We start from the raw sequence: 25,088 nt of genomic DNA on the forward strand, positions 1-25,088 counted from the left end.
TGTATTTTATCTTGACATTGTCACACCTTTGTGATAAAATTAGTAATATGTGAGAAATTATAGTGGAAAGGAAAAAATAATATGAAGTTATTTAAGCGGACGCTTACGACGGCAGTGGCAGTGTGTCTTGCACTGCAAAGTGCAGTGGTATGCTTTGGAGCTGAGGCAGAGGAGCAAATTCCTGCTGGCGGAGAGGAAGTCGGTCTTTATACGTCGGAGAACGATGAAGCCATTCAGTTGACTGAGGATATGTATAGCAGTTGGTATGAAGGCGATCAGACGTATGACGGCACGGAAAAGACGCTTTATGGCTATTCTCTTATGGACAGCAACAACTATTACCAGCTCACTGAGAACGAGGACTATGTTGTTACTTATGAGAACAACATAAACGTAGGTACTGCAACGGCTACTTTCACCGGTATAGGTAATTACACAGGAAGCTTTACAAAGAATTTCAATATCGTGCCAACTGATATTTACCGTGCGAATATTGACTGCGAGTATGAGCAGAGCTACTGTGCCGGTAACCCTGTTCAGCCAAAACCTATTGTTACATACAATGATATTGTGCTTGCTGAGGGCGTTGACTATGAGATCGAATATGAGGACGACTGTGGCGAGCTTGGCTGGCATTATGCTTATATTAAAGGTATCGGCAACTTTAATGGAACCGATTCCTTTGAGTATAACGTTGTAGAGGCTGAAATATCCAGCGAGAATATTTCTGTGGATACTAGCTGCACCTACACGGGCTATGCTCAGACTCCTGCACCTGTTGTTACAGTTAGTGATGTGGTGCTAAGATGTGGCATTGATTATAATGTATCATATACAAACAATGTGAATGCCGGAACAGGCTATATGACCATAGAAGGCATGAACGGCTATACAGGATATGTGACAGTGCCTTTCACTATCAGCCCGAAAGCTGTTTCTGAGGTCGAGATACTAAAGATAGCTGATGTGGATTATACTGGCAAAGCTGTCAGACCGAGCCTTTTTGTCAAGGCGGATGGAAATATGATCAAGAGTTCTGACTATACTGTAACATATTACAATAACACAAATGTAGGCACAGCGACCGCTGTTGTTACTCTTGGCGGAAACTACGAAAGCAGGTACCCTGTTTCGACAACATTCAAGATCGTCCTTGGAAAGCCAAAGGGATTTAAGGCTACCGCTGACTCTACCACTTCTGTAAAGCTTAGCTGGAACAAGATCGGCAATTGCAAATACAGGGTTTATCGCTATGATCCAAAGAAAAAGACCTACAAGCGTCTGACGGTCACGAGTTCCACAAGCTATACTGACAAGAAGCTTTCAGAGGCAACGAGTTATACTTATGCCGTAAAGCTTGAATACAACTCTAAGACTGGCCCTTATATAACAGTAAAAGGCAACACAAAGTTATCCACTCCGAAAATGACGGTAAAGGCTTATAATAAGAAAGTCACAATAAGCTGGAAGAAGAACACAAAGGCTGATGGATATCAGATATACTGGTGCAAGGGCGATGAGTGGACTATCCCACATAACGATTACTATAGTATGCCAAAGGATTGCTATAACGATTATGTTCAGCTCAAGAAGATAACAAAGAACAGCACAACCTCTTATACAAAATCAAATCTTTCAGGTTCAAAGAATTATCACTTCAAAATGAGGGCTTATAAGACCATAAACGGAAAGGTGGTTTACAGTAGCTGGACGGGTATCCAATGCAAGATAAACACTGTTTCAAGACTTAATGCGGCAACAAAGAAGAGCCACAGCACTTATAAGATCTACAACGTTCAGGGCAAGAAAACAAAGACCTCGACGCACACTCTTACAGCAGAGGAGAAGAAGATACTTAAAAACTTTGCCTCAAAGCATTTCAAGAAAGATTGGTCGGCGGCAAAGAAGATCGAATATACTGCGGACTGGATAAGAAAGAATTTGAAATATGGCAGGATACCGACAGGCTCGCATAGCAAGAATATCTTTGTTTACAAAGAAGGTCAATGTTCTGATTACAATGGCGCACTGGTGGAAATGATGGTTTATCTCGGCTATGACGCAAACCTTGTTATGGGCAACCGCCAGGGCGGAGGACAGCACTTCTGGGGCGAGATAAAGATAGACGGAGTGACTTATCTGCTGGAAGTCGGAGAAAAGGTCTATGACAGCCCACAATGGAATTACAAGTGGCAGTTTATGTGCCTTAAATATTCTGAGGCTGACGGCGGTTACAAGAAAAACGGAAAGCTATACTAAAACAAAATGCTCTGCGGAGAGTGTGATTCCGCAGAGCATTTTGTTTGTTTTATAATGGCGAAAAATTCTTATGATACTTCTTGCCAAATCCCTTCCAATATATTATAATGTATTTAGAAGATCATATTTGAAAGGAACATATGGAAAATGAAAAACATTGTTACAGCCCTGATGCAGTTTGTGATACTTGTGGTCGCACTTGTCATTGTGACCTTTGCTATACCTAAGATCGCAGGAAACGATGACAGATATGATAAGTATATAGCTGAAAACTCAAAGCAAACCGTCACTGTGGGAAGTGCCTTTGGCGTTGTCAAAGACGGTGAAAAGGCTTCGTATACTGATATTGACAACAGCCTGAAAAATATCTTTAGTAAAGTGACTCCGTTGCAAAAGCCTGTGAATAAAATTCTGAACAGGCAAATAAGCTTCAAGCAGGCAAAATATTTTGAATATTATTGGCTCACTGCACTTATCTCAGGCGTGCTTTGCTGGATATTTGCGGCAGGCTTTCCGTTCAGGATAGGGCGAAAGGGCTTCAATGTGTTTGGTTCTGTGTATAATAACTTTTCAAAAGTTGTCCTCCTTGAAGATGAGATGACCCGTGAGGAATATGAGGTCGATCTAGGTATGACCATATGGGGACCTTTGTGGATAATCCTTATTGCCCTGCGTGCGACCTTTGCTGTTACATGGGGCTTTATCCTGCCTTTTGTGATAGCCGCCAATCTTGCCATAGGCATTATAAGAATAGTTGGAAATGTTATTATTGTCAGCGTCCGTGGTGCTGCCGCCGATGCAAAAAGGCACAGCCTCTCGCAAAAGCTTGACAAAACGACCTTTTCTATTTATCCTGAGGGCGGATATTTCAGAGTAGAACAGGATCAGGACAATGGTCAGGGCGTATATGTGAAAAATTATTGGAACGCTGTTGCGGCAAAGGCATTGTTTGAAAGCGAAGCTGGGAATAAGTCTTTCAGCAAGGAGGATTCTGAGGAAAACATTCTTCGTGGAGATATAAAAGAGAAGAAGTTTTATGAAACATATCGTTTGCTCAGCCGTATAAAGGGTCTTTTCAATAATGATATCAAGAGTAAAAAAGCAATTATCACCGCTTCATTAAAGAACAAAGAGGGCGGTTATGAATACAGATTTATTGCTGAACCGGAATTGTACCATGTTTATATGGTGGGTGATGAAAAGGCAGAAAACCTTAGCCATAAAGATCTGAAAATAGATTTTAATGCCGCTATGCTTCTTGACTTGCTTGACTTTGACCGAAAGGGTCAAAGATATGATCATAATGATTTTCTTAATTTGTATTACGCTGATAGTGATGAATTTACAGCCAAACTTATGAATTATAATCATAAGCTGATAGCAAAGTTTGGCAGAAACAGATATGACGAGTATTTTGAACAGCACAAACAGCAGATAATCGAACACCGCCGATATAAAAAGCTTTCGGCTGTGGGAGAGGACGATGAGTGAGATAATAAGTATTTGATATAATAAACAAGCCTCCCACGGAATTGTTTCTGTGGGAGGCTTTGCTTTCCGTACACCAAATCACCTACCGCTTGTGCAACTTTTTTGCCGTTTGTGCAAATATTATTGACTTTTTGTTAAGAATCATAGATAATTATTATAAATATTCATGCTGTTAATTAGAGATGCTTGTTAAACAATGAAAATGAGAATAATAGAAAAACTCAGCAAAAGTGCTTGTGCAGACGATGAGCTATGATACTAAAACAGTTGAGTGAGCAATGGTGGACACTATGGCGGCTGTCATAATGTCAGATGATGAGAGGTGAAATATGGATAAAAAGGTAAAAGCTTTTTTTGCAGCTATGGGAATTGCCACGGCGTTGTTAGTGTCTGTTTCTGCATCTGCGGATAATTCTGACTCAGAAGTGCAGGTGAGCATCGACATTACTTGGGACTCATTGGAGTTCACCTATACAGACGGGCAGTGGGATCCTGAGACCCACTCATATAAAGGTGGCTGTTGGTCTGACAGCGGTGGAAATTTTACTTTGACAAACACAGGAAATGTGGGTGTTATGGCGGATTTTTCATACAAACAAGCAGAGGGCATGGACGAGATAAAAGGCTATTTTTCAAGCAGTGAGCTAATAGTGCCTATCTCAGAAAGTAAGAATTGTAAGTTGAGCCTGTCAGGTAAACCAACAGAGCATTTTGAAAGCAAGACTACCGGCACTGTTACAGTGAATGTCTATCCTCACGGCTGGGCAAACGTGAACGGCACAAAGTATTATTTTCGACTTGGTTATAAGGAAACTGGCTGGGTAAAGGATGAGGACACTGGTGATTGGTACTATTTTGATAAAGACGGCAATATGGTGAAAGGTTGGTTTAAGGACGGCGGAGAAGAATGGTATTATGCCGATGAAGACGGCAAGGTGCTCACAGGCAGCAACAATGGTGGCGAGTACGATTTGTCTTATCCATGGGATTACGGCAAATTGCACACAGACTGGCTCAATGTTAATGACGATTGGTACTATATAGACAGAAACAGTTCAATAGCAAAGAACACCACTATTGACGGACGATTTATTGGACTTGACGGCAGGTGGGACGGGATAGGCGACGCACCAAATATGTAAGTAATAAAAATTAATTATAAAAAAGGAGAACTCACTTATGAAAAAGACAATTTCTATCACAATTGCATTTGCACTTGTGGCAACTCTCAGCACGGCGGCGTTTGCAGCGGAGGCTGATGACGGAAACATCAAAAAGAATATCACTGTAAAGGCAAAGTATGTTGAGGATATCAAGACTTCAAAAACTATCAGTGCCGACGTTGTGTGGGGCGAAATGGAGTTCACATACAGCGTGAACGGAACAAAGACTTGGAACGCTAAAACCCACGAATATGACATTGATACCAAGGGCGAATGGTCTGCAAAGGGCAATGATATAAGCGTTACAAACCATTCCAATGCGGCAATCGACGTTGATCTTACATACCAGCCTCTTGATGAATACAGCATTGTAAAAGGCACTTTCACAAATGACGAATTTACCATACCTACAGCCGAGGGCAAGGCTGTCGATGACGAAATTCTCACAATAAGCACAGATCTCACCCTCAGCGGTGGGCTTTCATCGGACGTTACAGATCTCACAAAAGTAGGAAATGTGGCAGTAACTATCGCAGAGGCAGTGCATTGATTGGCTTGACAATGCTGGAATCATAAATGTGTGTTACTGTTTAGACTTTCCTGAATTACCCTTGAAAGGGAATTATGACAACAATAAATTTAAGCTATATTTTGCTGATAGCGGTTTATTGGTAGCGATGCTTGATAGTGAAGCTCAAGATGATCTTCGGGTAAATAAAATTCCACAGAAGTTGAAATAGCTTAAACTCCACAACAGTTGACAAACTGCAAAAATATGATATAATTTTCAGGTAATAATTTAAGGACAATGACGCTCTGTGTAATTTGATGCTCTCGGCTGATTTTTTTTCATACAAATGAGAAGGTTAGGCAGCTTTCTTTTTCACGTTGCTATGAACGGCATGGCGGCAAGGGACAAGATGTTCGCTATACTTGACGAGCCGACAGGCAATCATGACAGCCTTAACGAAGCGGTGATACTCATAGTGCTTCGTGACGAGGGCGCGGGCAGAACAGTGGCAGTGGTTTGGGTCTGCCATGTGGTATATTTTGTTTTTGGCGTTAAGACTATCCGCGAGGAAGAATAATATGTAGCGGTACTCTCAGTGAGAGTGCCGCTTTTTGATATATTTTTATAAATTATTAACAAAATATCACAAAATTGCTCTATAAATAGTTGTATTATTAAATCATATAATTATGACGGTAGAAAATGCCGTTAAAAATAACGGAGGAAAGAATATGTCTTACAACGAATTTTTACCAAGCTACTCTATTGGCGACGATTGCTACAAAGAAATACCTTATGTTACCCGACGTTATGGAAAAACCGCTGTTGTTATCGGCGGCAAGACCGCTATGGAAAAGGCTAAGCCTGAACTGCTTGCGGCTCTCAAAGGCTCTGACCTTGAGATAACCGACTTCATATGGTATGGCGGCGACTCAAATTATGAGAACATTGAAATGCTTAAAGCTATGCCGGAAGTGCAAAATGCAGATATGGTCTTTGGCGTTGGCGGCGGACGTGCCGTTGATACTGTAAAGACCCTTTGCGACAGAATGGACAAGCCGTTTTTCACTTTCCCGACCCTTGCTTCAAACTGCGCTTCCTGCACGGCAATATCTGTTATCTACAACGCTGACGGCACTTTCAAGGAATACGCTTACCTCAAAGCCCCTGCACTTCATACTTTCATCAACACTAAAATAATCGCAGAATCACCTGAAAAGCTTTTCTGGGCTGGTATCGGTGACGCTCTCAGCAAAGAGTACGAGGTGGTCTTTGCCTGCCGTGATAAGGATATGACACATACGCCTTTGCTTGGTAGAGTTCTTGCAGAGGCATGCACAAAACCGCTTGTATCCTACGGAAAAAAAGCACTTGAGGATTGCAGAAATAACGTTTCTTCAAAGAATATCGAGCAGATAGCTCTTGATATCATCATTACAACAGGTCTTGTTTCAAATTTTACTGTTCATCAGAACAACCCCGATCCAAAGGACGATTACTATTATAATTCATCTCTTGCCCACTGCGTTTACTATGGCGCTTCGCTGTTTCCAAAGTGCGAGCATGATCACCTCCACGGAGAGATAGTTTCATTCGGCGTGCTTTGCCTGCTTACATATGACGAGCAGTATGAAGAACGTCAGCACATTTTTGAGTTCAACCACAGTATAGGTCTGCCATGCACATTAGGAGAGATAGCTCTGACAGAAGAAGATGTCCCAGCCATTGCACATAAGGCGGCAAGCGTTGTTGAGTGGACTTATGTTCCTGGCGAGCCTAAAGAAAAAAAGTTTATCAAGGCGATACTTGATACCGATAAGGCAGGAAAGGAATTTCTAGCAAAGGCATAATAACAAAGAACAACAGCATATATAAATGGTGACTGAGCCGTATGGCTTTGTTATAAATAATAAAAATAGGAGAGTGCTTTTTGAATAAGTACAACACAATGGAGATTGCAGCGTAAACGGGAGGTTTACGGCGATCTTTAAAACCTCCCGCTGAGAAGCAGTTGACATTTACAACATTCAGGAGGTAAAACAATGGATAAAAATATTGTGATTCGTTTAGAGAAAAAAGAAGAATACTATGAAGTCGAAAACCTTGTAAGGGAGAGTTTTTGGAACGTTTACCGTCCCGGCTGTCTTGAACATTATGTGCTTAGTCAGCTTAGAAATGACGCTGATTTTGTGCCGAAGCTTGACTTTGTGATGTTGCTTGACGGGCAAATTTTTTAAACGATAAAAAGCAAGGCTCTCTGCCATATAAACGGCAGAGAGCCTTTGTTTTATTTTTTTATCAAAGCCAACTGCCTGTCCACCCTCTCCTTGATTTTCATGCGAAAATCATATGGCGAAAGCACCTCCGCCACAGGTCCGAATGATAACAAACGTATTATTATCTCATTTTCGTTCTGCTCATCATATTTAATAGATACCATACATTCACCGCTGTTCTCATCAAAGACCGACTCTTTTTCAAGCTCTGCAAATTCAAGCATAAAACGATTTACTGCATTTCGCTCGTTAAGTATCTTTATTTTTGCCTGTTTTTTCTTGTCTGTGACAGCTAAAAAGCTATCAGGCGTTATATCTGTCAACTTAGTTAGCGTGACCTGCGACAGATTTATAATTCCGCTGTCCACCATTCTGCGCTTTTGGTATCGGTTTACATATACCCTAAACTTGTTGTTTTTGGCAGAGTATTCTATCTTTGTGGGCAGAAAATAGTGTGTGATGCGGTTGTCTTTTCTTGTTTGAAAGCTTATTTTGATAAGCTTTTTGCCATGGATAGCCGAGAGTACATCCCGAAAATGCTGTATGTATTGTGGGTCATGAAAATCATCACCGTCAGAATATTGGTCAAAGCAGGTCAAAAAGTTTCTCTGATATAGCTTTTTCGCACCAAGCAGTTCCGCTAACTGCGACTTTTGATCAGTGTCAAGAAACAGACCGCTTCTCGGGTCGCTTAGCACCGCACAAAGCCACGCTTTTTCAAGTGCCGTCAGCGGAATATGAGGCTCTTTTTTCAGGATAGATCTGTATAAGCCGTCCTCTTTTTTCAGCAGACCATATCCGCCCTCACATGTGAGCTTAGGCTCGAGGAAAAGAACGCTTTCAGAAAAGCCGTTCTGCCTGATGATATCTGCTATTTCAGCCTTTGTGACAGTGTGTCATTTCAGGATTTTCTCCGTTATGCTGTAATAGGTGTTGTAAATTTCCGAAAACAGTTTCATTCGTAAGCACCTCCGTATATCTCATAAAGCCTTGCGATATCCGAATCAAATTTATCCTGCAATTCCTCATTTGTTGTTTCAAATGCCACTATCCTGCCGATAAACGTTTTTATCCATGGAAAGGCTTCGTTAGCGTCAAAAATGTCAATGTCAAAGGCATAAAGCCCGTCGGATTTCTTTGTTACAGTACCGCTTCTTTTTTCACGTTCCAAACGCTTCACAACATACATTTCTTTTGCTTCGTCTACCGCTATCTCCATGTGGATATGCTCTTTTTGTCCGTATTTGCGAGCTTTTCCGAAGCTCGTTCCCCATAAAAATCTGCGGTTGTCCTCATAATATCTGTAATATGTATCATAGTCAGCTACCACATCAAGAGGAGTCACTTTCACTATGGAATCCACCCTTACAGACATCAAACGTTTCTGCTTTGTGAAATACATGATAAGATAATTTCTTCCTGTCTGCACCGAGCAATGTATCTTCAGCACAACGGCTGTTATCTCGTGCTTTTTGTCGTTCTTTCGGCTTACGCAGGATAGCAGAACAGCCTTTTTCTGCTCCATTGCCCCCATGATATCAATGAGTATCTCATCATCAAGAGTATGCACCATGTAAGCGTGCTTACGCACAAAAATATTATTTTTCGCACCCAGCTTATCCATGATAAAGCTGCCCACCACGCCAAAAGGATTTTCCTCAGAGAAGAATTTTATCATATCCCCCAAGCCTTTATACTGACTTACGATATCGTCAGCATAACAGTTGGTCTTTGTGTATAGGATATTTCTTCCGCTTTTGACCTCCGACACCAAGCCCTCTTTTACATATTCCTTTAGCTTGATACGGATTATCTGCACGTCTATTATCATGCCGTAGTTTGCAGAAATATAGTCTGCTATCTCCGATACCGACATGGCGTTATCTTCAAGAGCGTCCATTAAAATAAAGTGCAGACGGATATCATTGTCCGTAAAGGTCTTTGAACGATAGCACTGATACAGTGGGTTTTGAAAAATGTTCCCCGAATCCACCTGCACAGATACTTTCTTTTTGTGACCCTCTAAAGAGGTGTGAACGTGGTCTGAAAGCCAGCTTTCTATCCTGCGCTTTTCGTTGTCATAGGTGCGCTTGCTTTTTGCGTCAAAGCTTTCTCTTGTGTGAAATCCAAAGATATAGAAATCACGCACATATTCTCTTATCTTCTCAAAATTTTTTATAAGTTCAGAATATACCGCCATTCAGAACACCTCCTTTGATAACATTATACCAAATCTATACTCCCATTGCAATACATAACAAAACCTCGCACTTTTTTTATATGATTATTTTGTATCTATCTGCTATAATACATACAACAGCAAAAGCAGGAGGTACACAAAATGTTTGAATATTATGATAAAGATAAAATGCTAGTACCGATCAAGATATGGACAGAGTCTATAGACGATATCGAGGAAAGCTGTCTTGAGCAGGCGATAAACCTTGCAAATCTTCCATTTGCCCATGACCATATCGCATTGATGCCTGATACTCATACAGGAAAGGGAATGCCTATAGGCGGTGTGATAGCCTGCAAAAATACGGTAATCCCAAATGCAGTTGGCGTTGACATCGGCTGTGGAATGGCATTCGTGCAGACAGATATCCCTGTGAACATTCTTCGTGACACTGTAACAGGGAGCGGCGAGCTTATAAAGGTGATAGTAGGAAATATACTCCGTACTATCCCTGTGGGTTTTAGTCATTATGGCAAGCCACAGACTTCTGCCGTGCTTGATAAGGCGCAAATCGAGATAGAAAGATACGATGCTGACAGCGAATTGCTGAAATTTATCGAGCAGGGATATTATTCCGTTGGCTCGCTTGGCGGCGGAAACCATTTTATCGAGATACAGGAAGACGAAAACGGCATGGCTTGTATAATGCTCCATTCGGGAAGTCGAATGTTCGGCAACATGATAGGGCAGTATTTCAACAAGATAGCCCATGAGATTAATGACAAGTATTTTTCAACTGTTCCCTCAGAGTATAATTTGCCGTTTCTCCCTGTGGATACAGACGAGGGTCAGAGATATCTCAACTGGATGAAGCTTGCAATGGACTTTGCTTTTGAAAACAGAGAGGTAATGCTTGAAAAGGTAAAGCATATTTTCACTGAGCAGGTTGAGAAGTATACGGGTATCACACCAAACTATAGTGACGAGATAAACTGTCACCATAACTATGCCGCACTGGAAAATCACTACGGTGAGAACGTGTGGGTACACCGCAAAGGCGCTATCCATGCGGCTGAGGGCGAAGTCGCTATAATCCCAGGCTCTATGGGCTCAAACAGCTATATAGTCAGGGGCATGGGCAAGGCTGAAAGCTTTTTGACTTCTTCTCATGGTGCAGGCAGAAACTATTCACGCACAGGCGCAAAGGAGAAATTCTCCGTTGAGTCTGTTATGGTAGACCTGAGGCAAAGAAACGTGGTGCTTGGAAAGACCAGTAAGAAAGACGTGGCTGAGGAGTGCCGCTTTGCTTACAAGGATATAGATGTTGTTATGAAAAATCAAAGTGACCTGACCACCCCTATAAAGAAGCTTTTCACAGTGGGTGTTGTCAAAGGATAGGAGGTAATTTATATGAAACTTGCAACTGCATTGGCTGAACGTTCTGATATCCAGAACAGAATAAACACGATCTCAGTCAGACTTGACAATAACGCAAAGGTGCAGGAGGGCGATGTTCCTGCGGAAGACCCAAAGGCTCTTATGGAGGAGCTTGACAGGCTGATAGTCCGTCTTGAAGATCTGGTGGCACGGATAAATCTTACCAACAGCGGAACAGTATACGAGGGCAAGACTATCACAGAGCTTCTTGCACACAGGGATTGCCTGAAAAAGAAGGTAAGGGTATTGCGGGATTTTCTGGATACCGCAAGCGACCGTGTCACAAGAATGACAAGAACAGAGATAAAAATAGTCAGCACTGTGCCTGTGACAGAGATACAGAAAACGGTTGACGGTCTTGCAAAAGAACTGAGAACTGTGGACGAGAAAATTCAGGAGCTGAACTGGACAACAGAACTGGTGTGATGAAATGGGTGGGATATCTACAGGGTGGATGTATCTCTATCAGCAGAGAATGTGCTGATTATGGACAGAAACTTCGGGCAGGTTTCAGAGGTTCAAGTCCTCATTTGACAACGCATTGCCAGCAACGTAACATGCGTATCGTAACAAATTTTTATTACCACCTTGCATCAACTGTAGATAGGGTAGGGATATGAAAAACGGCATGACCTTGATTTGGTCGTGCCGCTTTTTTTATGCAATGTCATCAGAATATTTCGTGAAATGTGCAAATACACAAAATATTCCCTCATAAAATGTGTGAATGCTCAAATTATTCACTCATAAAATGTGTGAAATCAAAAATTATTCACTCATAAAATGTGCAGAGAGTGCCGCAATCGCCTATTTTACGCCCTTTTACTCCTCATGTGCAAGAAGCCTTTTATAGCTGCGGTCAATGCCTATTGCACCAAGCGGTGCTGTGATAAGGATCGCAAGCACAGCCACAGAAAGCACTATCTTTCCGCAGGGCAGACCAAGGGACATCGGCACTGAGCCGATAGCCGCCTGAACTGTCGCCTTTGGCATATATGCCGTTACACAGAAAAGCTTTTCTTTAAGAGTCAGCTTCGTGCCGAGAAGACATATCCATACGCCCACGGCTCTGAAAATAAGCGCTCCGAAAATAAGAAGCACAGCCGCCGCACCTGCCGTAAGGGTGTAGCGTATGTCCACTGCCGCACCAACAAGGACAAAAAGCACAGCCTCAGCGGCTATCCAAAGCTTGCCGAACTTTTCTGAAAGCCTTGCAGACACGTTTTTGTCAGCCTTTATTTTTATCACGCAAGCCATTGCCACAACTGCAAGAAGTCCCGATACAGCCACATAAGGCTTCAAAAATGTTTCCGCTGACATGAGCAGGAACGCAAAGCCCAAGATAGCGATGACCTTTGTGCTGTTTCTTATTTTGTTACCTTTGTGGTAGGATATCTCAAAAATATAGAAAAGCACAAACCCTGACAGTGAGCCGAGAAGCACTCCGAGGATTATTGACACGGGGATATTGAGAAAATCTGTCGCCTTTGCAGAGCCACCCTGTGCCATTGTTACGAATGTGGAGAACAGCACGATAACGAAAATATCATCGCATGAAGCTCCCGCAAGTATCATTTGCGGTATGCTTTTTTCAGTGCCGTATTTTTCTTCCATAAGCTTCACCATTCTCGGCACTACCACCGCAGGGGATACCGCACCAAGCACTGCACCCATAACAGCGGCTTCCGTGTGGTTTATCCCAAGAAGCAGCGGAGCAAGGATAAAATATCCCAGTATCTCAAAGCTTGCAGGCAGAAATGACATCATGACCGCAGGTCTGCCCACCTTTTTCAGGTCGGACAAATTGAGTGACAGCCCTGCTTTGATAAGGATAATGATAAGGGCTATCTGCCGAAGCTCTGAGGATATGCCAAGTATCTTAGGATCCAGCAGATCAAAAACGTAAGTGCCTGTGAGAATGCCCGTTGCAAGCATACCGATTATCCTCGGCATACCGATAGCCTGAAAAATGGCGGCGGCTGACAGCCCCACAAGAAAGATCACAGCCAGTGAAAATAACATAATTATACCTCCCAAAAATCAAAAAAGCTGACAACTCCTGCGTAAAAACAGAAGTCATCAGCTTAATAAGCGGTTTAGGTTTCCCAGGGGAGAACATCATTCCCCGATATGAGATTTTACTATTGTATTTTACCACATTGCCGTGATAATGTCAAGTGCTTAGCAGGTCTGCTGTTGGGCTTTTTTCATTTTTGTGGTCTGGCGCTGAGCCATAACAAGCTTGTAGTATACGCCCTTTTTCTGCATAAGTTCAGCGTGAGTGCCGAACTCTGCAAGTCTTCCCTTGTCAAGGACGATAAGCCTGTCGGCGTTGCTGAGGGTGGAAAGTCTGTGAGCAATTGCAATTGTCGTCCTGCCCTTTGTGAGCTTGCCCAAAGCGTCTTGTATCTGCTTTTCCGTCTGAGTGTCAAGAGAAGCCGTCGCCTCGTCAAGTATTATTATCTTAGGGTCATGGAGTATCGCTCTTGCAATGGCAATTCTCTGACGTTCGCCGCCCGAAAGCTGATAGCCCTTGTTGCCCACTCGGGTGTTGTAGCCGTCAGGGAGCTTTGTGATAAAGTCATGTGCATTCGCAATTTTCGCTGCCCTTATTACTTCCTCAAAGGTAGCGTCAGGCTTTGCATATGCTATATTTTCAAGTACGTTTCCGTCAAAAAGGAAAGTTTCCTGCAACACCACGCCCACCTGTGAACGCAGGCTGTGCTGTGCAATATCCTTTATGTTCACACCATCAATGCGTATCTCTCCCTGTGTGCAGTCATAAAGTCTGAGAATAAGATTTATCATTGTGGATTTTCCCACACCTGAGTGTCCCACAATGCCTATCATTTCGCCTTTGTTTATCTTGCAGGTTATGTCTTTCAGCACAGGATTGTATACCTTGTAGCCGAAATAAACGCCGTCAAATTCAATATCGCCTTGAATGTCAAGGTCAATAGGGTCATCACAATCACGAACGTCAGTGTCCTCGTCAAGTATCTCAAAGACCTTGCCTGCGGAAACTGAGGTGTCCGCAAGATTTCTCGGTATCTGTATGATCCAGCGTATAGGTTCGTAAAGCATTGCAACGTAGGTGGTGAACTGTATAAGCTGACCTAATGTCATGGTGTGGTCGAGAATCATGTTTCCACCGAAATACAGTACGAAGAAGTTACCAATGGTGAGGATAAATTCTGAGGCAGGAATGGTGAGATACCACATCATTTCCGCACGAACACAGCTTTTCGCCCAGCGTTCGGAACATTCTGTGTAACGCTGTATCTCCCTTACCTCGTTGCCGTAGGACTTTACAACTCTTATGCCGTTTAAAATATCATGCAAAGTTTCTCCATGAGAAACGCCATTTTTCCATACCTTTGTGTAGCGTATCGCCATGGCGTCAAAAAGCTTTTGCACTATTATGAAAACTATCGGCACAGGCAAAACTGTCATAAGCGCAAGCCGCCAGTCCATGATAAAAAGCAGTATGCCTATTATCACAAGGGAAAGTATTTTTACTATGGCGTCCTTGCCGTTTGCAGTGATGAAGTCCTCAAGCTTTGCGGCGTCGCTTGAAACACGGTTGATAAGCTCGCCTGCTGTTCGCTTTGATATGGAGTTCATGGAAAGCTGCTGTGACTTTTCAAATATCTCCTGCCTTAGGTCACGACCCAAATTGAGTGCGACCTTGAAGCTGTTTTTCATGTTGAAAAACTCAAACACTCCTGCCAAAAGCAGCAGGGTGACGATAGTGATGATAACTCCTGCAAGGCCTGCCCAATGGGTGTTTTTCGGAGTAACATACTTGTCGATTATAACTCTGTCAAGATATGGCGCAAGCACCCATATAAGCTCGGAAAGTATCGTGCATATAACTGCGATCGCAAAATATTTCTTGTATGGCACAATGCGTTTTATGAGCTTGACCATTGTCTTGCCCTTGCCTGTGCAGTAGATACATTCCTTTGCGCCCTCTAGCGGCAGACCGCATTTGGGGCAGACAGGCTCTTCCGTGTCAGTTATCTCCATAAGCTCGCCTGTGCGCAAACAGTGGTCAAGAAGCTTCATAAGCTCGGCGTATCTGAGAAACTGATCCTGTGAAAAACCGCAGAAGCAGATAGTTTCACCGCTTTTCAGCGTTCCCTGAGCCATTGAAGTGCCTATCTGCTGTTTGCACTCAAACTCGGAGAAATCGTCTATGCTGTATTCAAGTGTTATCTCACTGCCGTTGTAAATGTATATCTTTTCTTTTGTCACGCAGAAATGTCCGTCCATTTTGTCGCCCTTACAGGTGAAGTTTGCAGGCAGGGAGTAAACAATGTCTGCCGGGGCATTCTGTGGCAAAGAAGTTTTTAGATCCATATTTTCACACTCCTTTCAGTGTGGTCTAACACCTTTTAGGTGTACATTTCAAGCACCTGACGGCTTTTTCTGTCAAGCTTGTGAATGTCAGGACAGAAATATTTGTTGCCGTCTGCGTCGTTGACGTAGAGATAATCATAGCCTATCATTCTGAAATTCTGATACCAGTCACGGATACAGATAGTTTTCTGTCCCGAAGTGGTGTCAGCCTTTACAAAGATCGCACCACGCATATTGTCCTTTATGCTGTAGACCTTTGTTATCTCAGGCATATAGTATTTGTATTCAAGATAGCTGTCAAGAAGCTTGTATTGCTCACCGTCAAGCTCCGCCATATCTTTTATAACGCCTATCTCACGAAATTCTTTTTCAGAATTTTCGTATGAAAGGCTTATGTAGGTGGTCTTTGAGTAAAATGGTATGAGCCTTGTGGGGTTTACCTTGTGATAAGTCCTGCCCTCATAATCGAGGGTAAGAAAACCGCTTTCTTCCTTTGCAAGGCGTATCTTTTTGCAGTCAAGCAAGGTCAGCTTATCGACCTCATAAACCTCCTGCTCAGCGGTAATATTTTCAGCCATTGTGTTCATCTCCTTACTATTCGTTTATGAACTGCAATGCTTCAGATTGCAGCTTGTAAAGCTCGAAATATTTGCCTTTTTCTTTTATGAGCTTGTCATGTGTACCCATTTCTTTAAGCTCACCATTTTCGATAACGCAGAGCATATCAGCGTCACGGAGAGTTGAAAGGCGGTGTGCGATAGAAATAATCGTCCTGCCCTGTTTCAGATTGTCGATAGCGGCTTGTATCTTTCGCTCTGTCCTTGTGTCCATGGAAGCGGTCGCCTCGTCAAGGATAAGTATGTTAGGCTTCTGAATGATAGCCCTTGCGATAGATATTCTCTGCTTTTCACCGCCTGACAAGGATATTCCGCCCTCGCCGACCTTAGTGTTATAGCCCTCAGGGAGCTTTGTTATAAACTCATGTGCGTTTGCGGACTTTGCCGCTTCGATAACTTCTTCCATGGTGGTGTCAGGGTTTGCATAGCGGATATTGTCAGCTATCGACCCTATGAAAAGGAAAGTTTCCTGAGAAACTATACCGATATTTCTGCGCAGATCGTCAAAAGCTATCTTCCTGATAGGCACGCCGTCAATGGTTATCTCACCGCCTGTTACGTCATAAAGCCTTGCCATAAGGTTTATGATAGTGGATTTTCCTGCACCTGTTTTACCAACGATCCCAAACATATGCCCGGCCTGCACCTTGAAGGAAACGTTTTTTATGATAGGGTGTCCTGCTTCATATTCAAAGGATACATTTTTAAGCTCGATATCGCCCCTCATGTTTTCCATGTGAACAGGGTGTTCGTCCTCTTTTACAGTAGGCAGAGCGTCCATTATCTCAAACATTCTTGATGCGGCGTCCATACATTTTGCCCAGCGGTCGCCTATCCATGTGAAAAAGTTGATAGGGTCCATTGCCATTTCGGTATAGGAAATAAGTGCTGAAAGTGCGCCGAATAGTATGTGACCTTTTATAACAAGCACTGCGCCAAGGCAGAAAACAAGCTTGTTCACTATCCTATAGAACGTCCATATAACAGGGATAGTGTTTGCTATTCGTGAGTTTATCCTTGAGTTTATCAAAAATGCGTCAGTGTTTTTCACTCTATAGCGTTCTATCTCTCTGTCCTCACGGGCGAAAGCCTTTACCACACGCTGACCGTTCATAACGTCAGACAGCACCGAGTTTGCAGAACGCATTGCAACGTCATATTTGCGGTAAAGCTTGCGCTGGCTTTTGTAAAATTGGTGCTGAACTATCTCTATCACCGAGATAGTGAGGATTATACCAAGTGACAGAAGTGGCGAAATTGTGAGCATTATCACTGCAATTCCCACTATCTTTACCACATTTGTAAGTCCGTATGGTACTATGTCAGTAAAGAACCAGTAGATATTCTGGCTGTCACGGTCAACTCTTGACATAAGCGAGCCTGTCTGTTTGCTTGTGAAAAAGTCAAGGGAAAGCCGCTGCATTGAGGAGAATATCTTCACCCTAAGCCGGTGCGTAACAACAGGCACGACCTTTGAGGTTATAATGCCTGAAATGATACGCATTATCATTCCTGCAATGTTTATGCCAACTATGAGCATTACTATCATGAGTATCTTGCCATAGTATTTTCCGTTTTCCGCAAGCACATCATCATAGAGCATCTGAGAGCCGAATATCGGCGAAAGCACTGCGAAAACATTGCTTAAAACTATGGTGAGCAGTATGAGAAATACCGCACCCTTAAATTCACCGAACATAGAAAGCAGGCGTTTGAACACCGAGCGTCTGTCTACACATCTCGGACAGACAGGGCGGTTAGGGTCAGGATAAGGCTCACCGCAGGTAGGGCAGTGGGTCTTTACTCCTTCCAGCAGGCGGTCGTCAATAGGCTCGTTCTTGGCTGTGCAGTTCACACGCTGGCTGAATTTCTCAAATTTGTCAGCAAAGCCAAGTGAGAACCTCGCTATAGGGAATTCCTTGCCTGACTTGTCCTTTATCATAAGTCTTGCGGAATTTGCATAGCGGTCAACAAACATTTCTTCAATGCTGTCTATGGGGTATTCATCATAGCCTGATACTGTGAAGCTTACGAGATTTTTTCTCTTCTGCCCACGCTTCATTTTTCCGTATTCTTCATAGCCACGGAGTATGCAAAGGGTGTCTTTTGTGAAAGTTATGTATACGTCCACATATCCGCCCTCACCGTCAAGGTCAGCTTTTACGCAGTAAAGCAGCTCGTCAGTCATAACTCCACGCTTTAGCAGTTCGTTTTCTGCAAGCTGTGGCAAAACGTCAAAAAACTTCATGTATTCCCTCCTTTTCGGGATAAATTTCATATTCTTCCGATATAATTCTGTAAATTCGCATAATGTAACTGCCTATAACAGGAAAAAAAAAGACCTCTGATACCTGATATCAGAGGTCGCAATAGATCTGCAGTATAATATCCAGAAAGCTGATAAAAATCTCATTAGCTTTTGGCAATAAGGGCAGGCAAAATGACATCTGAAAGGCATATTGAACTTACATTATTTGCAAGACTTATATTCTCGTTAGTCTTTAGAAGATCAAAAAGAATATTTCTCATTTCACCCACCACCTTTCAGTTTATTCTTATAGCGTTTATCATTATACGAATTTTCGTGAAACATCACGCAAGGTTTATTATATAGCCAAACTTTCTATTTGTCAATAGGATTTTCCAAATTTTTTTTGCTTTTTGAGAAAGTTGCCCAGAATATCAGCACAAGAAGTATCACCGCAAAGCACATCCAGCCTATAAGGACCGGCAGACTTCTGTTTGAGAATGTGTCATAGTATCCTTTGAGGTAGATGAAACAGATAAGTGCAGGCACAACGTAGGCCATGTAGCTGCGAAGTCCGTCAGGGATATGCTTGCCCTTGCCAGTGTTGGCTTCCTTGATGAAGTTCTCCCAGCCCCAGCCGTTTTTGCGAACGCAGAACAGCACGCCCACAAGAGAGCCAAGTGGCAGAAGATTCGATGATACCAAAAAGTCTTCAAGGTCCATGATAGTCGAACCTGCGCCCATTGGCTGGATATCTTTCAGCAGGTTAAATCCAAACACAGCAGGCATTGTAAGCACAAGTATCATCACAAGGTTTACAATAAGTGATTTTTTTCTGCTCCAATCCCACAGTTCCACCGACATTGTGATAATGTTCTCAAACACTGCGATAACGGTGGAAAGCGCCGCAAATGACATGAAGATGAAGAAGAATATTCCCCACAAACGGCTTGAAGCCATATGGTGGAAAACGTTAGGCAGAGTAATGAAAAGCAGTGACGGACCTGAATCAGGCTCGATTCCGTATGCAAAGCAGGCAGGGATTATGATAAGTCCCGCAACGACAGCCACGGCAGTGTCAAGAACGATAACGTTCACAGACTCGCCTACAAGAGTGCGGTCCTTTTTCAAATAGCTTCCGAATATCTCCATTGTGCCTATGCCTATGCTTAGTGTGAAAAACGCCTGAGTCATTGCGGCGAAAAGCACTGATGTGAAGCCCTTTTCTTTAAAGACGTCAAAGTCCGGCACAAGAAAGAATTTAAGCCCATCAGAAGCGCCTTTCAGCCTGATAGAGTTCACCGCCAGCACCACCATGAGCGCCATAAGCAGTATCATCATAATTTTCGTTACCTTTTCAATGCCGTTTTGCAATCCCAGTGCGCAAACACCGATACAAAGTATGATAACGATAGCCGAGAATATGAGCATGAGCCACGGGGAAGCTTGCATATCCTTAAAAGCCTCAGCCGTTGCCGCGGTGCTTGAAGCGTCCAACGAGCCAGTGGCATATTTAAAAGCGTAGTATAACATCCAGCCTGTGACCATGGTGTAAAACATCATGAGCAGATAGTTTCCTGCAATGCTCGTGTATTTTGTGCAGTGATATCGGCTACCGGGCTTTTCAAGTCGGTTGAAAGCCTGAGAAAGACTTCGGTTGCTTCCTCTGCCTATGGCAAATTCGCATATGAGTATTGGAAGCCCCAACAGCACAAGGCAGATAAGGTATAGGAACAGAAAAGCTCCGCCGCCGTTTTGCCCGCAGATGTATGGAAATTTCCACACGTTGCCAAGACCAATGGCACACCCTGCGGACACAAGTATAAATCCCAATCGGGATTGAAAGGTTGCTCTGTTTTTATTTTCGTTCATAATAATTCTCCTGTAAAAATAGTCATACAATCTCTATTATATAGTATATCTTATCTTTTGTCAAATTTTCACAAAGTATCATATTACTATGCTAAAACGTGTTAAAAAACAAGCCTTTCAAAAACGCAAAAGCGGGACGTCGAGGGCGCTGTCCCTTACATATACTGCAAAATGTTTTGTGAAATTTGTCGAAAACAAAAACCCTCCCAAAATGGGAAGGCTTTGTTTTAAGGAAATGTATTATTAAAGGATAATTATTATGCAAATTTATATAAATTCTATTTTTCTGTAGGAGTCGATAGCGCCCTGATGTTTAACGCTTTCACCGCAGAATTTATTTGAAAACGCTATACAGCGTTCTAGCTGTGCATTGTCAAGGTCACAAAGACCTTCGGCGGTCACATTGAGAGTTTTTAGTGCATATAGGAACGAGCCTATAAATCCGTCCCCTGCACCTGTTGTGTCAACGGCTTTCACCTTTTCGCTCTCTGCAAATGCCTGTGCGTTATTGGTGAAAGCATATGCTCCCTCTGAGCCGCAGGTGTATATCACAAGCTTCACATTGCCTGTGAAAAGCTTTGGCAGAGCGGCTTTGATGTCGCTTTCACCTGTGATAAATCCAAGCTCTTCGTCTGATATCTTCACAATGTCAGCCATTGGTATAAACTCATTCACGGTATCATGCAGAGCTTTCTTGTCGTTCCAAAGAGGAAAACGCAGATTAGGGTCAAAGCTTATCATTGCGCCTTTTTGACGTGCATAGGCGATAGCCTTTTTGTGTGCGTCTTTCATCGGAAAATCTCCAAGAGAAACACTGCAAAAATGCAGTGCGTATGCGTCCTCAAACCATTCTTCTTTTACCTGCTCCGCTGAAAAAAGCATATCTGCGGAGGGCTTTCTGTAGAATGAGAACGTCCTGTTGCCGTCATTTTCAAGGCTCACAAAAGCCAAAGCAGTGTTTGCCTTGTCTGTAAAGCTCACAAGGGAAGTGTCGATTCCAGCCCTTGCAAGGTCTCCTGCTATCTTTCTTCCGAATGGGTCATCACCAAGCTGAGTGATAAATTTCGAGCTTCCGCCAAGGATAGTGAACGCTCCGCAGACGTTTGCAGGCGCTCCGCCGCTTTTAGGGCTGAAAGCCGTTACTTCTTCAAAGGCACAGCCTGTCTGTGCAGGAATAAAATCTATCAGTGCTTCGCCTATGGCAAAAAGTGTGTTTCCCATTGCAGTTCCTCCTCTCAGATGTCCCAGACCTGTGCTTCAAAGCCGTTTACTTTAAGCTTTACGCTGTCATTATCGGGATATATTCTTGTTGACATCACAGTTTCGCCGTCATTGATATAGACTTCAATGCTTGACATATCTGCGATAACTCTTATGTTTCTCACGCTGTCTATCTCTGCGTTTCTTACCGTTCTGCCACAGCCGTATTTTTCATCGGTAAATCTCATTGAAAAAAGCTGCTTTTCTTTATCAAAGCCAAGTTCCAGCTTGCCGTCAAGGGATATGCTGAAGCTGTCCGCAGGCTCACCGTCAAGCTCAAATGGCAGAGGATATTCTGCAGTTTGACCGCTGCTCTGACGGCGTGCGTTGCTTTTAAGCTCGTCAAATTCAGCTATAGGCTGCTGTCTGAGCTTGCCGTTGGGTGCAACAGTTACAACTCTCGGTATGGTAAGGCAGTGCTGCCAGCCAAGCTCAGTTGTGGCATTGCTGTAGACCTTGTTATCCATTCCAAGCCAGCCTATGAGTATTCTCCTGCCCTGTGGGTCAAGAAATGTCTGCGGTGCATAGAAGTCAAAGCCCATGTCCCACTCGGTGAAGTCACCGAGAACGCTGTCCTCAAGCTTGCCCTGAACAGGGAAGTAGCCTGATTCGTTGAGGTTCTGCCATTTTGTTTCATAGTGAGGCATACCCTGCGGGCAGGTGCTTAAAAAGCCCTTGCCGTCTATCTCGAAATAGTCAGGGCATTCCCACATATAGCCGTAACCCTCTTTGTATACCTTGCCGGTGTATTTCCAGTTTATAAGATCGTCAGATTGGTATACAAGCACACATCCCTCGTCGTCAAGAGTTCTTGCACCGAGCACCATTTTCCATATGTCGCCCTCTTTCCACACCTTTGGATCTCTCACATGGCATGAGCAGAAATCAGGGTAGTCGCTGTTTCTGAGAAGTACCTGCTTTTCACTCATTTTGCTTCCGTCTGTGGTGGTGACGTGGATAACGTTTGCACCTCTGCCGGCTTTGACATAATCATAATCGCCTATCATCTTCACATTACCCGTGTAGAAAATATGCAGAACACCGTCATTTTCAATGGCGCTTCCTGAGTAAACACCATGGCTGTCCTCAGGAATGTCAGGCATCATAACTGCTCTGTCATAAGTCATGTGCATTAGATCGCTGCCGTGATAATGTCCCCAGCCTCTTGGCGTGTGACCGTCAGGGGCAATTGGGCTGTACTGAAAATAAACATGATATTCGTCCTTGTAAAAGCTCAGACCGTTCGGATCATTGAGCCAGCCGTCAGGCGGTTCGATATGAAATCTCTGACGCCATTTTGCGTTCTTTATTCTTTCTCTGTTTTCCAGTTTTTCTTTGTTATCCATTTATATCCTCTCCTTTTAATGCGTTGACTATGATTATTGACGGTTTGTCTGTACTTTATGCGTTTACCTTTATTAGCCTATCTCCTATAGTCACTTCTGTGCCTTCTTCTGCAAGCTCCTCAACGGAGGCAAATTCGTCTGAATTGCCCACAAGAACAGGTGTGATAGTCTGATAGCCCTTACTCTTTATAAAGTCCATATCGAAAGTGATAAGCGTCTGTCCCTTTGTTACTCTGTCGCCCTCAGAAACGTAAGCCTTGAAGCCCTCGCCTTTAAGCTCAACAGTGTTTATTCCAACGTGGATAAGAAGTTCCTTGCCGTTGTCAAGTGTCAAACCAACTGCATGGAAAGTGTCAAAAAGCGTTTCGACCTTGCCGTCGCCAGGTGCAACGACCTTGCCCTCGGTAGGTTCTATTGCCGCACCAAGACCAAGTATGCCCTGCGCAAAGGTCTGGTCAGGAACGTTTTCAAGCTTTACAGCCTTGCCGCTAAGCGGAGCTGTGATAATGCCGTCATCTGCTACGTCTGCATTTTCAGCCTTTGTTTCCATAGCCTGTGCAGGCTGTTCAGCCTTTTCTGTCTTGTTTTTGGAAGGCTTGTTCTCGTTTTTTATCTGCTCGTTGTTCGTGCCGAAAAGCCAAGTAAGAGTGAATGCAACGCCCATTGCTACAGCCATTGAGATTATATACTTCACTGGGTGGTTGAGTGTAAGAAGTATTGCAAATATTCCTGTTACACCTGTTGCAGTTGCGCCAAGGTGGAGGATAGAAGCGACCATTGCTCCGCAAGCACCGCCGATAGAGCCGAATATGAAAGGCTTTACAAATCTAAGGTTTACACCGAATATTGCAGGCTCTGTGATGCCAAGCATACAAGACAGAGCAGATGGATAAGCCATTGATCTGATCTTATTGTTCTTGCTTCTTACTGCCACCGCAAGGCAGGCAGCTCCCTGAGCCATGTTTGCGGCAGATGCCAGAGGCAGCCAATAGGTCGCACCATATTTAGCAAGCTGACCAATGTCGATAACAGTATACATATGATGTATACCGCCAACAACTGTTGTTGAATAGAAACCGCCCATTATGAACGAACCAATGCCGAATGGGATAGTGATAAGCTTCTGAACGCCTGTGATAATGCCATTTTCCAGGGCAACGAATACAGGACCGATAAAGGTGTAAACGAGAAAAGCTGTTACTGTAAGGCTCACAAGAGGTGTAACGAAAAGGTCGACAATGTCAGGCACTTTCTTGTGAAGCTTTTTCTCCATAGTTGCAAGAATGAATGAAGCGATTATGATAGGAATTACATGACCCTGATAGCCTACCATGTGAACGTTGAACAGACCAAATATGGAGAACGTCTGCTCATATCCGTTTGTGGAAACTGTCCAAGCGTTTTGCAGGTCAGGGTGGATAAGGAACATTCCTATTACCGCACCAAGATAAGGGTTGCCACCGAACACCTTAGTTGCAGAATAGCCAATAAGTATCGGCAGGAATGTGAACGCTGCATTTGAAAGCAGTTTGAATATGGTGAAAACATATCCATTTGTGTCAAGGGAGATAAAGCCGTTTGAAGCCATGAAATTCAAAGCTTCCATTATTCCCATGATAAGACCGCCTGCAACGATAGCAGGGATTATAGGTACGAATACGTCGCCGAGAGTTTTGATAAGCCTTTTGAACCAGTTTTGCTTCTGAGCCACCTGAGCCTTGACTTCGTCCTTTGAAGAGGCTTCCACGCCTGCCTCTGCGATAAATTCGTCATAGACCTTGTTTACCGTTCCGGTGCCTATGATGATCTGAAGCTGTCCTGAAGCTTCAAAAACGCCCTTTACAACATCAATGTTCTCCAGGGTATCCTTTTGTATCTTTGAGTTGTCTGCGATTATAAGTCTTAATCTTGTGGCACAGTGTGCGGCACTGACCAGATTTTCCTTTCCGCCTATAGCAGAAAGTATCTCACGAGCTGAACTTCTGTGATCCATAATATCCCGTCCTTTGCTTGCCTTTTTATTATTTTGTCCGAACTATGTCATTTTATCAGTTTCATTATTTATGT

At 43.3% G+C, this 25,088-nt stretch carries 20 protein-coding genes and 1 riboswitch; of the genes, 10 read left to right on the forward strand and 10 right to left on the reverse strand.

Annotated features, from left to right (window positions below; translation table 11 throughout):
• Positions 1-81: 81 nt before the first annotated feature.
• The 8 genes from AB5Z01_RS10155 (at position 82) to AB5Z01_RS10190 (ending at position 7,661) form a co-directional block, all read left to right on the forward strand.
• Complete coding sequence (locus AB5Z01_RS10155) at positions 82-2,259, forward strand: transglutaminase domain-containing protein (RefSeq protein ID WP_195221334.1); 2,178 nt, start codon at positions 82-84, stop codon at positions 2,257-2,259.
• A 147-nt stretch (positions 2,260-2,406) separates the two neighbouring features.
• Complete coding sequence (locus tag AB5Z01_RS10160; RefSeq protein ID WP_117923217.1) at positions 2,407-3,750, forward strand: hypothetical protein; 1,344 nt, start codon at positions 2,407-2,409, stop codon at positions 3,748-3,750.
• Between the two features lie 329 nt (positions 3,751-4,079).
• Positions 4,080-4,892, forward strand: a complete 813-nt coding sequence (locus AB5Z01_RS10165) for a hypothetical protein (RefSeq protein ID WP_287214965.1) — start codon at positions 4,080-4,082, stop codon at positions 4,890-4,892.
• A 37-nt stretch (positions 4,893-4,929) separates the two neighbouring features.
• Positions 4,930-5,463 carry a hypothetical protein gene (locus AB5Z01_RS10170; RefSeq protein WP_287214967.1) on the forward strand — a complete coding sequence of 178 codons (534 nt, stop codon included), beginning with the start codon at positions 4,930-4,932 and terminating at the stop codon, positions 5,461-5,463.
• Positions 5,464-5,491: 28 nt separating this feature from the next.
• Complete coding sequence (locus AB5Z01_RS10175; RefSeq protein WP_272125328.1) at positions 5,492-5,653, forward strand: DUF4143 domain-containing protein; 162 nt, start codon at positions 5,492-5,494, stop codon at positions 5,651-5,653.
• 117 nt (positions 5,654-5,770) lie between these two features.
• The gene (locus AB5Z01_RS10180) at positions 5,771-6,001 is read left to right on the forward strand and encodes a hypothetical protein (RefSeq protein ID WP_195221338.1); all 231 of its coding nucleotides are present in this window, start codon (positions 5,771-5,773) and stop codon (positions 5,999-6,001) included.
• 154 nt (positions 6,002-6,155) lie between these two features.
• On the forward strand, positions 6,156-7,274 hold the full coding sequence (locus AB5Z01_RS10185) for an iron-containing alcohol dehydrogenase family protein (RefSeq protein WP_287214970.1): 1,119 nt from the start codon (positions 6,156-6,158) through the stop codon (positions 7,272-7,274).
• 192 nt (positions 7,275-7,466) lie between these two features.
• Positions 7,467-7,661, forward strand: a complete 195-nt coding sequence (locus AB5Z01_RS10190) for an acetyltransferase (RefSeq protein ID WP_117863508.1) — start codon at positions 7,467-7,469, stop codon at positions 7,659-7,661.
• A 50-nt stretch (positions 7,662-7,711) separates the two neighbouring features.
• On the opposite strand, the gene AB5Z01_RS10195 is transcribed toward AB5Z01_RS10190, so the two are convergent.
• Together AB5Z01_RS10195 and AB5Z01_RS10200 are read right to left on the reverse strand one after the other, a co-directional pair.
• On the reverse strand, positions 7,712-8,398 hold the full coding sequence (locus AB5Z01_RS10195; RefSeq protein WP_368365515.1) for a WYL domain-containing protein: 687 nt from the start codon (positions 8,396-8,398) through the stop codon (positions 7,712-7,714).
• Between the two features lie 257 nt (positions 8,399-8,655).
• Positions 8,656-9,900, reverse strand: a complete 1,245-nt coding sequence (locus AB5Z01_RS10200; RefSeq protein WP_287214974.1) for a WYL domain-containing protein — start codon at positions 9,898-9,900, stop codon at positions 8,656-8,658.
• A gap of 141 nt (positions 9,901-10,041) precedes the next feature.
• On the opposite strand from AB5Z01_RS10200, the gene AB5Z01_RS10205 reads away from it, so the two are divergent.
• Both AB5Z01_RS10205 and AB5Z01_RS10210 read left to right on the forward strand, forming a co-directional pair.
• A complete protein-coding gene (locus AB5Z01_RS10205) occupies positions 10,042-11,277 on the forward strand; it encodes an RtcB family protein (protein WP_368365516.1) in 1,236 nt (411 codons plus the stop codon).
• Positions 11,278-11,289: 12 nt separating this feature from the next.
• The gene (locus AB5Z01_RS10210; protein ID WP_287214977.1) at positions 11,290-11,742 is read left to right on the forward strand and encodes a DIP1984 family protein; all 453 of its coding nucleotides are present in this window, start codon (positions 11,290-11,292) and stop codon (positions 11,740-11,742) included.
• A 396-nt stretch (positions 11,743-12,138) separates the two neighbouring features.
• Here AB5Z01_RS10210 and AB5Z01_RS10215 read toward each other — a convergent pair whose 3' ends face one another.
• The 8 genes from AB5Z01_RS10215 to AB5Z01_RS10250 form a co-directional block, all read right to left on the reverse strand.
• A complete protein-coding gene (locus AB5Z01_RS10215) occupies positions 12,139-13,338 on the reverse strand; it encodes a sodium:proton antiporter (protein WP_287214979.1) in 1,200 nt (399 codons plus the stop codon).
• Positions 13,339-13,379: 41 nt separating this feature from the next.
• A riboswitch (Fluoride riboswitch) is annotated at positions 13,380-13,451 on the reverse strand.
• Positions 13,452-13,497: 46 nt separating this feature from the next.
• Positions 13,498-15,678, reverse strand: coding sequence for an ABC transporter transmembrane domain-containing protein (locus AB5Z01_RS10220; RefSeq protein ID WP_368365517.1), 2,181 nt, complete (start codon positions 15,676-15,678; stop codon positions 13,498-13,500).
• A 35-nt stretch (positions 15,679-15,713) separates the two neighbouring features.
• On the reverse strand, positions 15,714-16,256 hold the full coding sequence (locus tag AB5Z01_RS10225; protein ID WP_171028888.1) for a DUF1854 domain-containing protein: 543 nt from the start codon (positions 16,254-16,256) through the stop codon (positions 15,714-15,716).
• 16 nt (positions 16,257-16,272) lie between these two features.
• Positions 16,273-18,543 carry an ABC transporter ATP-binding protein gene (locus AB5Z01_RS10230; RefSeq protein ID WP_287214983.1) on the reverse strand — a complete coding sequence of 757 codons (2,271 nt, stop codon included), beginning with the start codon at positions 18,541-18,543 and terminating at the stop codon, positions 16,273-16,275.
• Between the two features lie 375 nt (positions 18,544-18,918).
• Positions 18,919-20,415, reverse strand: a complete 1,497-nt coding sequence (locus AB5Z01_RS10235; protein WP_368365518.1) for a sodium-dependent transporter — start codon at positions 20,413-20,415, stop codon at positions 18,919-18,921.
• A 267-nt stretch (positions 20,416-20,682) separates the two neighbouring features.
• Complete coding sequence (locus tag AB5Z01_RS10240; protein WP_332008598.1) at positions 20,683-21,636, reverse strand: carbohydrate kinase; 954 nt, start codon at positions 21,634-21,636, stop codon at positions 20,683-20,685.
• A 14-nt stretch (positions 21,637-21,650) separates the two neighbouring features.
• Positions 21,651-23,021 (reverse strand): glycoside hydrolase family 32 protein, encoded by a 1,371-nt coding sequence (locus AB5Z01_RS10245; protein WP_287214986.1) that lies wholly within the window; start codon positions 23,019-23,021, stop codon positions 21,651-21,653.
• A 55-nt stretch (positions 23,022-23,076) separates the two neighbouring features.
• Positions 23,077-25,014, reverse strand: coding sequence for a PTS beta-glucoside transporter subunit IIBCA (locus tag AB5Z01_RS10250; RefSeq protein ID WP_287214988.1), 1,938 nt, complete (start codon positions 25,012-25,014; stop codon positions 23,077-23,079).
• Positions 25,015-25,088: the final 74 nt, after the last annotated feature.

The organism is Ruminococcus sp. RTP21359st1_H3_RTP21359_211015 (assembly GCF_040909065.1).
Taxonomy (GTDB): domain Bacteria; phylum Bacillota; class Clostridia; order Oscillospirales; family Ruminococcaceae; genus Hominimerdicola; species Hominimerdicola aceti.

Bases quoted from the DNA above. Each gene is read 5' to 3' on its own strand.
- AB5Z01_RS10155 (WP_195221334.1), top strand. From the start codon at position 82: ATGAAGTTATTTAAGCGGACGCTTACGACGGCAGTGGCAGTGTGTCTT.
- AB5Z01_RS10160 (WP_117923217.1), top strand. From the start codon at position 2,407: ATGAAAAACATTGTTACAGCCCTGATGCAGTTTGTGATACTTGTGGTC.
- AB5Z01_RS10165 (WP_287214965.1), top strand. From the start codon at position 4,080: ATGGATAAAAAGGTAAAAGCTTTTTTTGCAGCTATGGGAATTGCCACG.
- AB5Z01_RS10170 (WP_287214967.1), top strand. From the start codon at position 4,930: ATGAAAAAGACAATTTCTATCACAATTGCATTTGCACTTGTGGCAACT.
- AB5Z01_RS10180 (WP_195221338.1), top strand. From the start codon at position 5,771: ATGAGAAGGTTAGGCAGCTTTCTTTTTCACGTTGCTATGAACGGCATG.
- AB5Z01_RS10185 (WP_287214970.1), top strand. From the start codon at position 6,156: ATGTCTTACAACGAATTTTTACCAAGCTACTCTATTGGCGACGATTGC.
- AB5Z01_RS10190 (WP_117863508.1), top strand. From the start codon at position 7,467: ATGGATAAAAATATTGTGATTCGTTTAGAGAAAAAAGAAGAATACTAT.
- AB5Z01_RS10200 (WP_287214974.1), bottom strand. From the start codon at position 9,900: ATGGCGGTATATTCTGAACTTATAAAAAATTTTGAGAAGATAAGAGAA.
- AB5Z01_RS10205 (WP_368365516.1), top strand. From the start codon at position 10,042: ATGTTTGAATATTATGATAAAGATAAAATGCTAGTACCGATCAAGATA.
- AB5Z01_RS10210 (WP_287214977.1), top strand. From the start codon at position 11,290: ATGAAACTTGCAACTGCATTGGCTGAACGTTCTGATATCCAGAACAGA.
- AB5Z01_RS10215 (WP_287214979.1), bottom strand. From the start codon at position 13,338: ATGTTATTTTCACTGGCTGTGATCTTTCTTGTGGGGCTGTCAGCCGCC.
- AB5Z01_RS10220 (WP_368365517.1), bottom strand. From the start codon at position 15,678: ATGGATCTAAAAACTTCTTTGCCACAGAATGCCCCGGCAGACATTGTT.
- AB5Z01_RS10225 (WP_171028888.1), bottom strand. From the start codon at position 16,256: ATGGCTGAAAATATTACCGCTGAGCAGGAGGTTTATGAGGTCGATAAG.
- AB5Z01_RS10230 (WP_287214983.1), bottom strand. From the start codon at position 18,543: ATGAAGTTTTTTGACGTTTTGCCACAGCTTGCAGAAAACGAACTGCTA.
- AB5Z01_RS10235 (WP_368365518.1), bottom strand. From the start codon at position 20,415: ATGAACGAAAATAAAAACAGAGCAACCTTTCAATCCCGATTGGGATTT.
- AB5Z01_RS10240 (WP_332008598.1), bottom strand. From the start codon at position 21,636: ATGGGAAACACACTTTTTGCCATAGGCGAAGCACTGATAGATTTTATT.
- AB5Z01_RS10245 (WP_287214986.1), bottom strand. From the start codon at position 23,021: ATGGATAACAAAGAAAAACTGGAAAACAGAGAAAGAATAAAGAACGCA.
- AB5Z01_RS10250 (WP_287214988.1), bottom strand. From the start codon at position 25,014: ATGGATCACAGAAGTTCAGCTCGTGAGATACTTTCTGCTATAGGCGGA.